Genomic DNA, 13,801 nt, shown 5'->3' with positions numbered 1-13,801 from the left:
CCAAGGATTATTCTAGTTTATGCACAAACTTCCGAGCTGTCATTAATAGCAATCTAAGTGCCATTCCATATTGAGAGAGAACTCACCTGCAGGCATCTGATACTCGTTCATATCAACTCTGGCGCTGATTCGGACTTCTTTACTGGAATCTAATTGCTCAAGGTTTAGCTCAATGCCTTGCCGCCAGTAGTCAAGATTACCGACAAAACGTTCGGGTGTTTCCACTTTAAAGTGAATACGTTCTGAGCTGATAGTCTCTGCGCCCATATCGATATTGAAATAGGACAAACGAAAATGGAGACGTTTATCTCGGTTATTCGCAAGTAGTTTGAGCGTTAATGAATCGCTGCCAAATCTTCGACCGAAATGAATTTCGCCACGCTCTTTGATCACTTCAATACCACAAGATTCATCGATATGTTTATGAAAATGAACTTGTGCCGCACGAGAAAGCGAACTCAGGCTTAGCAGCGCGACTGCTAATAATGAAATTAGAAATTGCTTCATAAGAAAATAAGCCCTATTAAAGGGCTTTCATTAATTTATTAATCATCACATTCGATGACCCAATTAGTGACTAATGTATATTGGTCAGCATCCAAGTTGCTTTCATCGACATTAATTCGAGCGGACAAGTCAACAAGATTATTATTTCGGATGTCAGAACGGGAATATTCAATACCTTCCTCCCAATCTTTAGCATTCATATTTGCTTCATGGACACCGCCTGATTTGAACCACACATCTTCTTTATCAATGTGGTTACCGAGTTCATGCTCTTTTAATGGCTCAAGGCTGAGTTCAATTTTTCCGTCGTCTTCGTTATTAATCAACTTAACTTGTGCTTTGGAATCGTTGTATTGCTCACCAAAAGCAAGATCAGCGTTCGCGATGGTGACATCAATGCCGCATTGTTCTTGAATAGTTGCACTAAACGTGACGTCGTCACTTGTGGCTTCGTCCTTATCTTTAAGCGCTTGAGCCTGTACACCTGTCGCTGCAATGAGTGTTGCTAACAATGCAATGCGGACCGGTCGTTTCTTGAGTTTCATGTTTACTCCGAAAAAGTGGTTTGAGTTTGCTTCATTCTCTTGAGCCTTTGTGTTTCTGCTTGAATTTGCAGAAGCTTCAGCTCGTGCTCTGCCTGAGCGAGTTCTTCCTGCCGTTTTCTCTCTCGCAATTCGAATTCATAAAGACGAGTACAATCGACTCGTTCCTCACCACCGAATTGAAAAGTCAGTGACGCGTATACGCCCGCCTCATCTTGGTTTTGCTGGTAATAGTTGTTGTAGTAGTTATCACTGTCTTCTTGACCCGTTGCACCATACGTACCGACCTGAAAGGTTTTACCAGTTGACACGGCTTGCTCACAGGTTGCACCTTCAGACGTTCTGATTCTGTCTGTACCCGATGGGTTTGAAACACTGGGAATAGGATTTGCGATAACACCAAAACTCAGCATTAACAAAGGCAAGCCACAATACAGAACACGCTTGCTAGCAATCGTGATCATGCTTTAATACCTTTTTAACCGGATGTTAGAACACACTTCGTAGCTATTTGGTGTGTTATTCACCATTCGAGTACAAATTTTCTTTTTGCTTATTTGGCCCGCAGGTGTTTTGACTCGAACGTTTAATGACACTTCTTGTTGAGGATCGAGTGTTATTTTACTGTTGAACGTCTTATCATCGATTCTGAGATAATAATCCGCTTTTTTGTTGTACTTATTCTTTAAAAGAAATTGAACTTCCGTCATATCGGTATATGCGGTGAACTCTCTCTCTTTCCAAATATGTAAATTTGCCGATGCACTGCCAGAGATTAGCATCGTTAATATAATCACCTTTCGTATCATGGCTTATTACCTTGAGAAGAAATCAGACGGTGATTTTATTTTGTGCAGTTTTTAATCCTTACCATTTTACGCCAAGGAAGAAACTAACTAGGTAACTGGATGCTTATCGCTCGAATTAAGGCTATCCCGCACAGAATGTGATGATTTTCACGCTTTCATAATCAGCAATCGTTTTCTAGGAATTTTTCCTAGTCGATCTAAGCCCTCCTCTCATGTGGTTCAAAAGAGGACTCTCTACAATCCCCGACAGCTAAAAGAAAGCGAGCACGCAAGTGCATCACACTAATACAAGAGAGTTCACGATGTTAAAATTCCTTGAACAAGTCCGGAAGCCTACCCTCGATCTTCCTGTCGAAGTACGTAGAAAAATGTGGTTCAAACCATTTATCCAATCTTACCTAGTGGTTTTTATTGGCTATTTGACCATGTACCTGATCCGTAAAAACTTCAACGTCGCGCAAAACGACATGATTTCAACTTACGGTTTGTCGATGACCGATCTAGGCTTGATTGGTCTGGGTTTCTCGATTACTTACGGCATCGGTAAGACCGTAGTTTCCTACTACGCCGATGGTAAAAACACCAAGCAGTTCCTTCCTTTCATGCTTATCCTTTCTGGTCTGGCAATGCTTGGTTTCAGTTTCAGCATGGGCGGCGGCAGCGCGAGCTTGTTCTTGATGGTGGCGTTCTACGCACTAAGTGGTTTCTTCCAAAGTACTGGTGGTCCTTCTAGTTACTCGACCATCACTAAGTGGACACCGCGTAACAAGCGTGGTTCTTACCTAGGTCTTTGGAACATGTCTCACAACGTAGGTGGCGCGGGTGCTGCTGGTGTGGCTCTGTTTGGTGCTAACTACTTGTTCGACGGTCACGTAATCGGCATGTTCGTGTTCCCTTCTATCATTGCAATCATCGTTGGTTTCATCGGTATGCGCTATGGTAACGACTCTCCTGAAGCCTACGGTCTAGGTAAAGTAGAAGAGCTATTTGATGAAGCAGTCAGCGAAGAAGACGAAGCGGCTGAAGGCAATCAAATGACTAAGAAAGAGATCTTTGTTGAGTACGTTCTGAAAAACAAAGTGATCTGGCTACTTTGCTTCGCAAACATCTTCCTTTACATCGTGCGTATCGGTATCGACCAATGGTCAACGGTTTACGCATACCAAGAACTTGGTCTATCAAAAGAAGCAGCAATCTCTGGCTTTACCCTATTCGAAGTGGGTGCGCTTGTGGGTACTTTGATGTGGGGTTACCTATCTGACCTTGCAAATGGTCGCCGTGCGCTAGTGGCTTGTGTTTCTTTGGGTTTGATCATCGTATCACTTGAGTTCTACCAACACGCAACCAGTGAGTTCATGTACCTAGCGTCGCTATTTGTTCTTGGCTTCCTAGTATTTGGTCCTCAACTGCTTATCGGTGTTGCCGCGGTTGGCTTTGTTCCTAAGAAAGCAATCAGTGTGGCAGACGGCGTAAAAGGCACATTCGCTTACCTAATTGGTGACAGCTTCGCGAAACTGGGTCTAGGTATGATTGCAGACGGTACACCAATCTTTGGTCTTACGGGTTGGAAAGGTACGTTCGCTGCCCTAGATACCTCAGCAATGATTTGTATTATTTTGCTTGCTTTCGTTGCTATCGCAGAAGAGAAAAAGATTCGTCAAAACAAGAAGAAGCTTGAACTCGCAGAAAACCAAGCTTAATCAAACAGCGCGCTTTGCCAGTCAAAGCGCGCTAGATCATTAAATAAACTTGGTCAATTTAGTATCATAGTAGGTTTTTATTGAGCTCTTTGAGAGCTCATTTTCGTTTGTGTATTGCTGAAGTTTGGTATTTAAGATGATTAACGTAGCGCTTGTTGATGACCATGTCATTGTTCGTTCTGGATTTGCTCAATTGCTGAGCCTCGAAACAGACATGAATGTTGTAGGTGAATTTAGCTCGGTAGCAGAAGCTCGAGTGGGATTACCTGCGTGCAAGCCAGATGTGGTTATCCTAGATATCTCGATGGCAGACGAAAGTGGGCTTACCCTACTCTCCGAAATCCCTTCAGGCATTGCTTGTGTCATGCTTAGCGTGCATGACTCTCCCGCAATGGTTGAAAAGTCACTAAAACTCGGTGCAAAAGGTTACCTAAGTAAACGTTGCAGTCCTGACGAGTTGATTCAAGCAGTCAGAACCAGTGCTTCAGGCGGTTGTTACCTAACGCCCGATATTGCGTTGAAGCTCGCCACACCAAGTGACAAAGCGGCAACGCTGACTCAATTGACTCGCCGAGAAAACGAAGTGTGCCAATTGCTGGCTCGTGGTTTAGACGTGAAGTCTATCGCCACTGAGCTTGGCTTAAGCCATAAAACCGTACACGTTCACCGTGCAAACGCCATGGATAAGCTTGGCGTGAAGAACAATGTTGAGCTCGTCAAACTGTTCTCGCAAGAGTCGTTTTAATGCGTAGCTACACCATCACCTCCATTTGCGGTTTATTCATGACAGGATGCTCGTGGTTCTGTCTGTGGGTTATCGCCTATTACTTTGTGAACGATGCAGAGCTTGCGATCTTGTTATTCCCCTTCGCGTTGCGTTTGGGGTTAACACTGCACACGCGTACAAAGTATTGGGCAACGATTTATCTCGCTGAATGGGGATTGACCGTTGCTCTTGCTCTACTTCTTGAACAACCACAATGGTTGATGGTGTTGGTGGCCAGCGTATTGAGCATTCCGGTTGTTTACCTTGCTAAACGTTATTACAAAGGCGATCAGAACCAGCACTTAGCGGTGATGGCGGTCGTGTTGCTCGTGACGTCTTGCATTAACGTACTTGCGGTTGGTTATCACGTTCAATCTGTCTACATGGCGTGGTTAGCGAGCATTGCGGGCGGTTTGTTGGTGCTGCCAATGTGTTACCTACTCTGGAACTACCTCTTCCAAAGCCCTTGGTCACCGCTGACCTCGAATTTGTTAGCCAACGAAGTTCAGTTCAAAGTTCGTCATATTCTGCTTTATAGCGTGCTATTGATTGCCAGCATTTTAGTTCAAACCAGTTTGCCAGATGAGTTAAAACGCTTCGCGCCTTTCTGTATGGCAATCCCAATCATTGTGCTGGCGCTACGCTATGGTTGGCAAGGCGCTCTTCTTGCGACCATGTTAAACAGTATTGCCTTGATCGCTGCGCGAAGTGGTGTTTCGAATCTGGAAATCACTGACCTACTGCTGTCCCTTTCGGCACAAACCTTAACTGGAATTATGCTCGGTTTAGCGGTGCAGAAACAAAAAGATCTTAACCAAAAGCTGCGTGGCGAATTGTCGAGAAACCAAACCTTGTCCCGACAACTCATTCAAGCGGAAGAGTCGGTGCGTCGTGACGTGGCGAGAGAACTGCACGATGAAATTGGTCAGAACATCACAGCGATCCGTACACAAGCGAGCATCATTAAGCGTGTTGATAACGCAGAAATGAACACACGCTGTGCCGACATGATAGAGAACCTATCACTTAATGTTTATGACACAACCAAGCATCTGCTGAGCAAACTGCGCCCGAAAATGCTCGACGATCTGGATTTAAAAGACTCCGTTCACCAGTTAACCCGTGAAATGGAGTTCGACAATCATGGCACTCGCGTTGTGCTTGATTGGCAAGGTGACTATGAGTCTTTAGGCGACACGCTAAAAGTCACCCTATTCCGTTTGTGTCAAGAAGCGTTAAACAACGCAGCCAAATATGCGTGTGCGACGTCAATCGTTATCGAGCTGTCTATTGACGAGAACATTTCGTTGAACATCGCAGACAACGGCATTGGTTGCAAAACCGAAGACTGCATGAAAGGCATGGGCGTTCGCGGCATGCAAGAACGCGTGCAAGCACTTGGCGGCAAAATGTATATCTACTCTCTGAACGATCATGTGGATGGCACGCAAATCGCCATCACATTACCTAAGGTGTAACGAGCATGTTTGGATTATTTCAGTCTCCGAGCTATAACCAAGCTCCCCTTAGCAAAGACCAAGTGGACGAACGCTACCGCTATTGGCGTCTGCACATCATGCTGGGTATGTATCTTGGTTATGCGGGCTTTTACTTCACTCGTAAAACATTCAACTACGCTGCACCCGCGATGATTGCTGATTTAGGTTTAGATAAAGCCGATATCGGTATGATAGGTACGCTTTTCTACATCACCTATGGTTTATCGAAGTTTATCTCGGGCACCATTTCTGACCGTTCTAACCCTCGCTTTTTCATGGGTGTCGGTTTAATCGCGACGGGCCTTATCAATATCGCGTTTGGCTTCTCTAGTTCTTTGGTTGCACTCGCTGCTCTTTGGGTGATGAACGCTTGGTTCCAAGGTTGGGGCTGGCCTTCGTGCTCAAAGTTACTTACCACTTGGTATTCGCGCTCAGAACGTGGCTTTTTGTGGGCAATTTGGAACACGGCTCATAACGTGGGCGGCGCTTTGATTCCCCTACTCGTTGGGTTTCTCACATTCCATTACAGCTGGCGAGAAGGCTTTATTGTACCGGGCGTAATCGGTGTGATTCTTGGTGTCATTGTTTGTTGGCGTTTGCGTGATAAACCGACCACTCAAGGACTGCCAACGGTTGGTCAATGGCGTGATGACAAATTAGAGCTGGCGCAAGAAAATCACGGACAAGGTCTGAGTTATAAAGAAATCCTCAAACAATACGTGTTCAACAACAAGTACATTTGGTTGCTCGCGTTCAGTTACGTATTGGTTTACATCGTGCGCACCGCCATCAATGACTGGGGTAACTTGTACCTGACAGAACAACACCACTACAGCCTAATCAATGCCAACGCAGCATTGTCGATGTTTGAAATCGGTGGCTTTGTTGGTTCTCTGGTGGCTGGTTGGGGCTCGGATAAACTGTTCGGTGGTAACCGAGGCCCGATGAACCTATTGTTTGCCGCAGGTATATTCCTATCTGTTGCTGCACTGTGGTTGATGCCATTAACCAACTTCGCGTTCCAAGCTGCGGGACTGTTTTCTATTGGCTTCTTTGTGTTTGGCCCACAAATGTTGATCGGTATGGCAGCAGCGGAATGTTCACACAAAGACTCCGCTGGTGCTGCAACGGGCTTTGTTGGTTTGTTTGCTTATATGGGGGCTGCTCTTTCTGGCTATCCATTGGCATTGATTCTTGAAGAATACAGCTGGACTGGATTCTTTATCACCATCTCGGTATGCGCAGCCGTTATTGGCTTGTTGTTATTGCCATTCTTACAGGCTCAACCTTCAAGAAAGCCGCTGGCTCCCAAGCTTAGGTTGTAGACATCTGATTGTAGAAGCGACTTCTACACCTCTTAGGGTGAGTTAACCGCTCACCCGCCCAATCTCCACTATTTTTTGCTTCCGATTCAGTTCGGAGGGTTTTCTACGGGTAAAATTCATGAATTCGAATACTATTTCATCAAAATGCTTCTTCAAAATGGACAATAAGATCCAAAACTACGACTGGGGAAGCCGCACGGCTATCCACGATTTGTTTGGCTTTGCTAACGAAGATCAACAACCTCAAGCCGAGGTTTGGATGGGCACGCATCCGAACGGTTGCTCTATCGTTACACAAGGAAACACTGACGCTTCAAGTACAACTGTTTCGCTATCAGAATTGATCAAACAAGATCCGTCAGAGTTCCTATCCCAAAACACGGCTGAAGTATTTGGTGACCTACCTTTCCTCTTCAAGATTCTTGCAGCAGATAAAGCCTTGTCTATTCAAGTGCACCCAAACAAGCATGATGCGGAGGTCGGTTATGCAAAAGAACAACAGCTAGGTGTACCGCTGAGTGCATTCAATCGTAATTACAAAGATGCTAACCACAAGCCAGAGCTGGTTTACGCCCTAACGGAATATCAAGCAATGAACGGCTTTCGCCCGTTTGATGAAATCATCGCTGAGTTCCGCCTGTGTGACATTCCTGAAATCAACGGCTACCTAGATCAATTTGAGCGCAACCCTAACCAAGACGGCTTGTGTCAGTTCTTCGTAGAGATTCTTTCTATGGAAGAAGCGCGCAAGAATAACGCCGTGGATCACTTATTAAGTTACGCAGCAGCCAACCAAGTACGCCCTGTGTGCGAATTGATTTTAGACCTTGCTGCTCAGTACCCGAATGACGTGGGTTTGTTTGCCCCATTACTGCTGAATGTTATTACGCTTAAACCCGGTGAAGCCATGTTCCTGAGCGCAAGAACACCTCATGCTTACATTAAAGGCACTGGTCTGGAAATCATGGCGAACTCAGACAACGTACTTCGCGCTGGCTTAACACCAAAACACATGGATGTGGAGGAACTGGTTAAGTGTACCGACTTCATTCCAAAGCCAATGAACACGCTGCTAACCAAAGCAGAAATCAAAGACTGTGAGCACAACTTCCCTGTCCCTGTACAAGACTTCAAGTTCTCTGTGTTCCAAGAGCCAAAAGATCAACAAGTCGAGATGACCAGTGCAGAAATCTTAATGCCAATCGATGCGGACGTAACGCTGCTTGCAGAAAGCGGCGAAACATTGGTGCTTGGCAAAGGGCAATCGGCTTTCATCCCTGCTTATGTAGGGAACTACACGCTCAGCTGTGAAGGTCGCGTAGCTCGTGCATTTAATGGCTAAGTTCATATCCTCTTAAAACAAAAATGGCGGAGACTTTTCAGCTCCGCCATTCAAACCATTCATTTGTTTACTCACTCTGTGCTTGAGCCAAACGAATACTAACCAAACTTGCTACCATGATGGCTAAGTAAAAGCTCCCGACTATCGCTTCAAAGAAAACGAAGAACTGAGCCACTGGAACCGTTGGTGAAATGTCGCCATAGCCCACCGTCGTCAACGTGATAAAGCTGAAGTACAAGGCATTAAACAAGTTCGACAGCCAAGGTTTTGCTTCTAATCCTGTGAAAGAGCTCGGGAAGAACTCCAACACCAACAAGTAGATCACCGCCCACGCAAGCCCCAATAATAGATAGATACAAATCGAACCGATGATGTGGTTTGTCGTTACCGACTTGGTTAATACTACCTGCTTTAGCGCCGAGTATATGTGCGAAAACAAGAACACCAATAACGCACCTAGCGTCAAAATAGACAGATCTAAATGCTCTAAGAACGACATCCCATAGGAGATGACGGCCACAATCAGTAGCACGCCATACCATGTTCGGTTGGTTTTGTTCTTCTTGTTGATACCAGCAATCGAAGCACCTAGTGTCACCACCAAAAGAGCAAGAACAAACTCCTGCCCATCTGGATAAAACTGATGCATCACAGCACAGCCGAAAAACAGCGCAATGAGTGCGAAAAACAAAAAGTAGAAGTTGTCTTCCCTGGTCATCGGTTTCATGATGCCACCTCTACTTTGTCTTCCTCCTTCGCTTTTTGCTCAATGCTTTGTTCGCTTCAGTGTCATCTTCATCTAACCAGTTCACCATCAACTGATAAGTCAGACTCAGAACCACGGCACCAACAAACAGACCTACGATACCAGACATTGCCATACCGCCCAGAGCACCTAATAATGTCACAAGCATCGGTGTGTCAGAACCACGGCTTAGAAGTACTGGTTTCAGTACCGCATCACTCGCGCTCACCAAAATACACCAAACTAAGAAGATGCCAGCAACCAGTGTTGATTCGACGCTAAACACGTAAATAATCGCAGGAATCAATGCCAGAATCGGAGGCAGCTGAACAATCGCAATCAGAATCACGGCAACCATCCAAAACGCAGCAGCAGGAACGCCAACCGCGACCATACCAACACCCGCCATGACAGATTGAATCAGTGCAACGCCAATCACACCTTGAACCACGCTGCGAACGGTCGATTTTGAAAGATCAATCAACGCTTCGCCTTTCTTGTTGGTAAGGCGATCTGCTAACTTGGTAAAACCTTTCTGGCAAACTTCAGCATTGCTCATGAACGCACCAGCAATCATGGTAGAAATAATGAACTGGATGAAACCACCACTTACCGAGCCAACAATAGATGCGGCTTGAGAAAGGAAGCCTTTCACTTGCTCGCCATACTTGACTAAGAAGCCTTCCATGTTGGTCGATGCATAGTTAATCGCAGCGAACAGCTTGTCACCCACGACAGGGATCTCTTTCAAGCTTTCTTGTGGCTTAGGTACAACTAAAGTGCCATCTTGCAACCCAGTGACGACCTCGGTGCCACTGGTATAAAGGCCAGATGAGAGCGCGATAAGTGGGATTAAAAGTAGCAGCACACCAATAGTGCTGAGGAGCGCACTCGCCTTACCTTTCGAGATGCCTAAGCGATTGTGAAGGGACATCATGACTGGGTACAAAGCGATGGCAATAATGCCGCCCCACACAACCAACATGATGAATGGACTGAGGATAGAGAAACACCACCAGATCAGTAACGCTACGGCTCCGATCTTGATAGCGGCGTCTATCGCCTGTTTAGAGAAATCATTTGAAGCTTTCATAGCGTTACCTTTTCACTGTCTGTTAAGTGTTATGTTTGCAAAAACTTCCATTGTCGGGTTTCCAAAAAGAGTGATGCGAGGATCATGTACGTCCCGACCAACACTAATTGGAAGATTCGGATAAATGTATTGCTGTCGATATCGCCAGAGCTCATTAGCGTGCTGCCGATTAAGACAAGCAAGGTACTGAACGCCGTGGCGAATATCGGCGCCTTCTCTGGCACGGTGTAAATTTTCTTCCCTATCAATACCGCCAATAACGCAATAAAGGCGGTGTAAAAGAATATGCTTGGCACAATGGCAAGAATTGAGAATGCCAAGATGGCAAGTATCCCGCCGATACCGTTACTGATGATTAAGAACGCGCTTAATTTGACTGACTTCTCTGACGTAATCATCAAAGACAGCAAAGCGACAAACATCATGGTGAGCAGCGCTTCTGAAATCTGAAAGACAAAGAAGAAGCACACCACAGGAAACGAAATCAACATGGCTCGAAATGACGCATGCCAACGTTGTTCTTTACCAATTGGTGGAGCCGCATAACCAGCGAACTCACTGTCTGGCTCTGGTAGATAAATATGAACCAGAGCAAAAATCGCCACCGATACCGCACCGGAAATTGCCAAACCGCTCGCGAGCACAACAGAAATTGCTGGGTTATTTATTGCCATAAACGGCAACATCAACACCGCAATCAACAAAATGGTCGCGAACAGATTCCATTTGGGGTCAGTAAACAAGTAGTAACCCCATGCCATCATCAAACCGACGGCAATCAGTAGAACAATTGGGTACTGAGTAATGCCTCCTGAAAGAAGTAGCCCCAATCCCATGGTGGCAATCAACGCCAGCAGCAACTCGTAAATCGTTTCTCTATTAAGGTTTGGCTTATCGACCAAGAACTTCGCGGTAAATACCGGCGCGACAAACGCCAGTTGCCAATTAATCCAAGCAGCGAGAAACACCGCCAGACCTACACCAATGGTGAAGCGCAGAATCCGGCGTTGAGTTGCGTTATCAATGCTCAGATTATCGGACATAAGACAGTACGCTCAGTAGACGAATCCAAAGTTTGCCAAGGGTGTTGAACACGAAGTTGTCACCGCTGTAGACAATCACGTCTGCTTGCCCGCCAACACGTAGCATTCCTGTTACCTCTTCACGATCAAACTCGATAGCGATTGGTAACATTTGCGTTTGGCGTAACCAGCCTGTTTGTTGGTTGGCTTGCGCGAGCTTGCCCGCTTGTTGGTTTTGTCCCCAATCGACACCCCAGTCGATGCTGCTGACTTTGCCTTTGATGACTTTGCCAGGAACAAAATCGAGGGCGATTTCTACTTCGTCACCAATGCTGACGTTGCCTAAACTGTTTTCACGGAAGTACGCTTCAATCCAGATGTCTTCTGTCGACACAAACGTCATGATTGGCTGACCTGCAGAAGCGTAGAAGCCTTCGGTCAAACTGAAGTTCGAAACACCACCTTGAGTTGGCGCACGAATCACAGTACGTTCTAAGTTCAGTTGAGCTTGCTCAAGTGCCAGTAATGCTGCTTTGACTTGACTGTTTTCTTCACCTTCTGCGCCAAGTTGTTGTTTCGCTTTTTCAAGATCAGCTTCTGCATTTACTACGTTCGCTCTCGCGGTTGCCAATGATGCTCGTGCTTTATCTGCATCCGATTTCGACACTACGCCTTTCTCTGCCATGGCAAGAACACGGTTGGCTTGCGCTTCAGTGTTTTGGCGTTCCACAATCGCAGAAGTTAATCTCGCTTGAGCCGAAGCGATTGACGCGGTTTGCGCACCAACGTTCTGCCCAGAAATTTCCAGATTCTCTTCAGCTTGCTTCACGGCAATTTCATAATCTGATTTGTCGAGAACGGCGAGCTCATCACCCTCTGCAACAAGTTGGTTCGGGCGAACCTTAATATCTAAAACGTTGCCAGAAACCTGGGGTTTTATCGGCACGATATAGCCTTTGACGCGTGCATTGTCGGTCACTGGAATAATACGGTCTGACACAATGCTGAACCCAAGCATGACGACAATAAACACAAGCAGATAGTTGGTGACTGTCTTTACTTTATCTTTTTTATTCGTTTCTTTGTTTTCCGCCACTTCCGTTGGCTGTTTCTCGTTTTCGTTCTCGGACATGTTATCCCCTTGCCATTGAATAGATTGAACATTTTAAGAATATACCGTCCTGCTCAACCTTCAATTAATTGAATAATAAATAGCGAGCTATATCTAAAACCGTGCGTTATGCGCTAAGATAAAACAGTGATAAAGGAGTATCCGCCAAAATGCCAAATCAAACGTTTCATCTACCTGTCATTCAGACTAACTATGCTCGAATTCTCGTCGAAGTCTTTGCTGACTATGGCTTAGACAAGCATAAACTCCTTAGTGACGCTGGCTTACCTGCGGACTTATTCCAAACCGAGAGCGACTACATTCCGTCTGAATCGATAAAACGTTTAATTCATCTCACTTCTTCCCAACTTGGCGTAACGAAATTCACCGACTTATTGGTGTTAGTCTTTCGTCGCCGCGTTATACCTAATGTCTTGCATCAGTTTGTGCCATTTAAAACCATCGGCGATTCAATGCAGCACATTGATGAAATCTTCAGTTTAGACTCGCCTGGCAGTAACGTTTCTTTCGAAACCCATCATGGCCACGCTTGGTTCTGTCGATATTCGGAACAGAAAGACACTCAAATCGCTAACTGGTCTGAAGCATTTGCTGTGATTTATATCATTGAGCTCATTAGCATTTTGACCAAAACCGCTTGGTATCCAAGCAAGGTACGCCTGCAAGGCAGCAACAGCGATATCGTAAAAAGTGTTGTTCCTAGCCAGTGCCAGATATTTGTGGGTCAAGAGAAGACCGGTGTTTACATTCCCGCGGACATTCTTAACGTACCAATCCAAATATCGGACTCACAGTTAGGCGCTGAACCGAGTCAGATCCAGTGGCATACAAGTTTTACCGATAGCGTGTTTGAACTCCTGCGCCCTTATGTGCGAGAGCGTAATTTGTCGATAGAAGAAGCGGCTCAGTTGCTGAGCTATTCTGTTCGAACCTTTCAAAGAAAGTTAAAGAATGAAGGCACTTCTTTTCGGCATATTAAAGAGTCATTGATGTTCTCTGTTTCTTGCGAATTGATGGAAGAAGGACACTCTCTCACTTATATATCCAATCAACTTGGTTACACCAGTATTTCGCACTTTTCGCGCGCCTTTAAAAGAGTGTCCGGGTTATCTCCTAAAGTGTATAAACAATCTATTGCGCTGAACGCATCCAGCACTTCGTGACGTTATACTGCTCAGTCCATTTGAGGCTTGGTACTTGGTAATTGTTTGAGCTTGGCTTGCATCAGTGTTGCGAGGTCTATTTCATCACACAGCACTTCTACGTCCTGAACTCGAAAGTAAACAATCATACGTTACCCTCAATTGAAAACGTGGGGC

13 protein-coding genes are annotated in these 13,801 nt (G+C 45.5%); 6 read left to right on the top strand and 7 right to left on the bottom strand.

Annotated elements, in window-relative coordinates:
* Positions 1–42: 42 nt before the first annotated feature.
* From H735_RS03190 to H735_RS03180, 3 genes are read right to left on the bottom strand one after another with little or no spacing between them, the layout of a single operon-like run.
* Positions 43–507 (bottom strand): hypothetical protein, encoded by a 465-nt coding sequence (locus H735_RS03190; RefSeq protein WP_020196866.1) that lies wholly within the window; start codon positions 505–507, stop codon positions 43–45.
* Between the two features lie 38 nt (positions 508–545).
* Positions 546–1,052, bottom strand: a complete 507-nt coding sequence (locus H735_RS03185; RefSeq protein WP_020196865.1) for a hypothetical protein — start codon at positions 1,050–1,052, stop codon at positions 546–548.
* A gap of 2 nt (positions 1,053–1,054) precedes the next feature.
* Positions 1,055–1,513 carry a hypothetical protein gene (locus H735_RS03180; RefSeq protein WP_020196864.1) on the bottom strand — a complete coding sequence of 153 codons (459 nt, stop codon included), beginning with the start codon at positions 1,511–1,513 and terminating at the stop codon, positions 1,055–1,057.
* Between the two features lie 647 nt (positions 1,514–2,160).
* Between H735_RS03180 and uhpT the strand changes: the two genes are divergently transcribed.
* The 5 genes from uhpT (at position 2,161) to manA (ending at position 8,490) form a co-directional block, all read left to right on the top strand.
* Positions 2,161–3,558, top strand: coding sequence for a hexose-6-phosphate:phosphate antiporter (uhpT, locus tag H735_RS03170; protein ID WP_020196862.1), 1,398 nt, complete (start codon positions 2,161–2,163; stop codon positions 3,556–3,558).
* 136 nt (positions 3,559–3,694) lie between these two features.
* Complete coding sequence (uhpA, locus tag H735_RS03165; RefSeq protein ID WP_020196861.1) at positions 3,695–4,303, top strand: response regulator transcription factor UhpA; 609 nt, start codon at positions 3,695–3,697, stop codon at positions 4,301–4,303.
* Positions 4,303–5,802 carry a signal transduction histidine-protein kinase/phosphatase UhpB gene (gene uhpB, locus H735_RS03160; RefSeq protein ID WP_020196860.1) on the top strand — a complete coding sequence of 500 codons (1,500 nt, stop codon included), beginning with the start codon at positions 4,303–4,305 and terminating at the stop codon, positions 5,800–5,802. Before uhpA ends, uhpB begins: the two co-directional genes overlap by 1 nt.
* A gap of 5 nt (positions 5,803–5,807) precedes the next feature.
* Positions 5,808–7,148 (top strand): MFS transporter, encoded by a 1,341-nt coding sequence (uhpC, locus tag H735_RS03155; protein WP_005435249.1) that lies wholly within the window; start codon positions 5,808–5,810, stop codon positions 7,146–7,148.
* Between the two features lie 118 nt (positions 7,149–7,266).
* A complete protein-coding gene (manA, locus tag H735_RS03150) occupies positions 7,267–8,490 on the top strand; it encodes a mannose-6-phosphate isomerase, class I (protein ID WP_027726759.1) in 1,224 nt (407 codons plus the stop codon).
* A gap of 67 nt (positions 8,491–8,557) precedes the next feature.
* On the opposite strand, the gene H735_RS03145 is transcribed toward manA, so the two are convergent.
* From H735_RS03145 to H735_RS03130, 4 genes are read right to left on the bottom strand one after another with little or no spacing between them, the layout of a single operon-like run.
* Positions 8,558–9,217 (bottom strand): potassium channel family protein, encoded by a 660-nt coding sequence (locus H735_RS03145; protein WP_009705362.1) that lies wholly within the window; start codon positions 9,215–9,217, stop codon positions 8,558–8,560.
* Positions 9,218–9,227: 10 nt separating this feature from the next.
* Complete coding sequence (locus H735_RS03140; protein ID WP_020196858.1) at positions 9,228–10,328, bottom strand: AI-2E family transporter; 1,101 nt, start codon at positions 10,326–10,328, stop codon at positions 9,228–9,230.
* 29 nt (positions 10,329–10,357) lie between these two features.
* Positions 10,358–11,371, bottom strand: coding sequence for a DUF2955 domain-containing protein (locus H735_RS03135; RefSeq protein ID WP_020196857.1), 1,014 nt, complete (start codon positions 11,369–11,371; stop codon positions 10,358–10,360).
* A complete protein-coding gene (locus H735_RS03130) occupies positions 11,361–12,482 on the bottom strand; it encodes an HlyD family secretion protein (protein WP_020196856.1) in 1,122 nt (373 codons plus the stop codon). The genes H735_RS03135 and H735_RS03130 overlap by 11 nt, the downstream gene beginning before the upstream one ends.
* A 149-nt stretch (positions 12,483–12,631) precedes the next feature.
* Here H735_RS03130 and H735_RS03125 point away from each other — a divergent pair, with 149 nt between their 5' ends.
* Entirely contained in the window at positions 12,632–13,645 is a 1,014-nt protein-coding gene (locus H735_RS03125; RefSeq protein ID WP_020196855.1) for a helix-turn-helix domain-containing protein, read from the top strand.
* The last annotated feature ends 156 nt before the right edge of the window (positions 13,646–13,801 follow it).

Source organism: Vibrio owensii CAIM 1854 = LMG 25443, from assembly GCF_000817815.1.
GTDB lineage: Bacteria > Pseudomonadota > Gammaproteobacteria > Enterobacterales > Vibrionaceae > Vibrio > Vibrio owensii.
Note: the sequence above shows the minus strand (reverse complement) of the source record. Positions and strands in the feature narration are given on the sequence as shown.

What these genes read in the sequence shown, in the direction of transcription:
- H735_RS03135 (WP_020196857.1), bottom strand. Translation starts at nt 11,371, where the DNA reads ATGTCCGATAATCTGAGCATTGATAACGCAACTCAACGCCGGATTCTG.
- H735_RS03190 (WP_020196866.1), bottom strand. Translation starts at nt 507, where the DNA reads ATGAAGCAATTTCTAATTTCATTATTAGCAGTCGCGCTGCTAAGCCTG.
- H735_RS03140 (WP_020196858.1), bottom strand. Translation starts at nt 10,328, where the DNA reads ATGAAAGCTTCAAATGATTTCTCTAAACAGGCGATAGACGCCGCTATC.
- H735_RS03145 (WP_009705362.1), bottom strand. Translation starts at nt 9,217, where the DNA reads ATGAAACCGATGACCAGGGAAGACAACTTCTACTTTTTGTTTTTCGCA.
- uhpA (WP_020196861.1), top strand. Translation starts at nt 3,695, where the DNA reads ATGATTAACGTAGCGCTTGTTGATGACCATGTCATTGTTCGTTCTGGA.
- H735_RS03185 (WP_020196865.1), bottom strand. Translation starts at nt 1,052, where the DNA reads ATGAAACTCAAGAAACGACCGGTCCGCATTGCATTGTTAGCAACACTC.
- H735_RS03125 (WP_020196855.1), top strand. Translation starts at nt 12,632, where the DNA reads ATGCCAAATCAAACGTTTCATCTACCTGTCATTCAGACTAACTATGCT.
- uhpB (WP_020196860.1), top strand. Translation starts at nt 4,303, where the DNA reads ATGCGTAGCTACACCATCACCTCCATTTGCGGTTTATTCATGACAGGA.
- H735_RS03180 (WP_020196864.1), bottom strand. Translation starts at nt 1,513, where the DNA reads ATGATCACGATTGCTAGCAAGCGTGTTCTGTATTGTGGCTTGCCTTTG.
- uhpT (WP_020196862.1), top strand. Translation starts at nt 2,161, where the DNA reads ATGTTAAAATTCCTTGAACAAGTCCGGAAGCCTACCCTCGATCTTCCT.
- H735_RS03130 (WP_020196856.1), bottom strand. Translation starts at nt 12,482, where the DNA reads ATGTCCGAGAACGAAAACGAGAAACAGCCAACGGAAGTGGCGGAAAAC.
- uhpC (WP_005435249.1), top strand. Translation starts at nt 5,808, where the DNA reads ATGTTTGGATTATTTCAGTCTCCGAGCTATAACCAAGCTCCCCTTAGC.
- manA (WP_027726759.1), top strand. Translation starts at nt 7,267, where the DNA reads ATGAATTCGAATACTATTTCATCAAAATGCTTCTTCAAAATGGACAAT.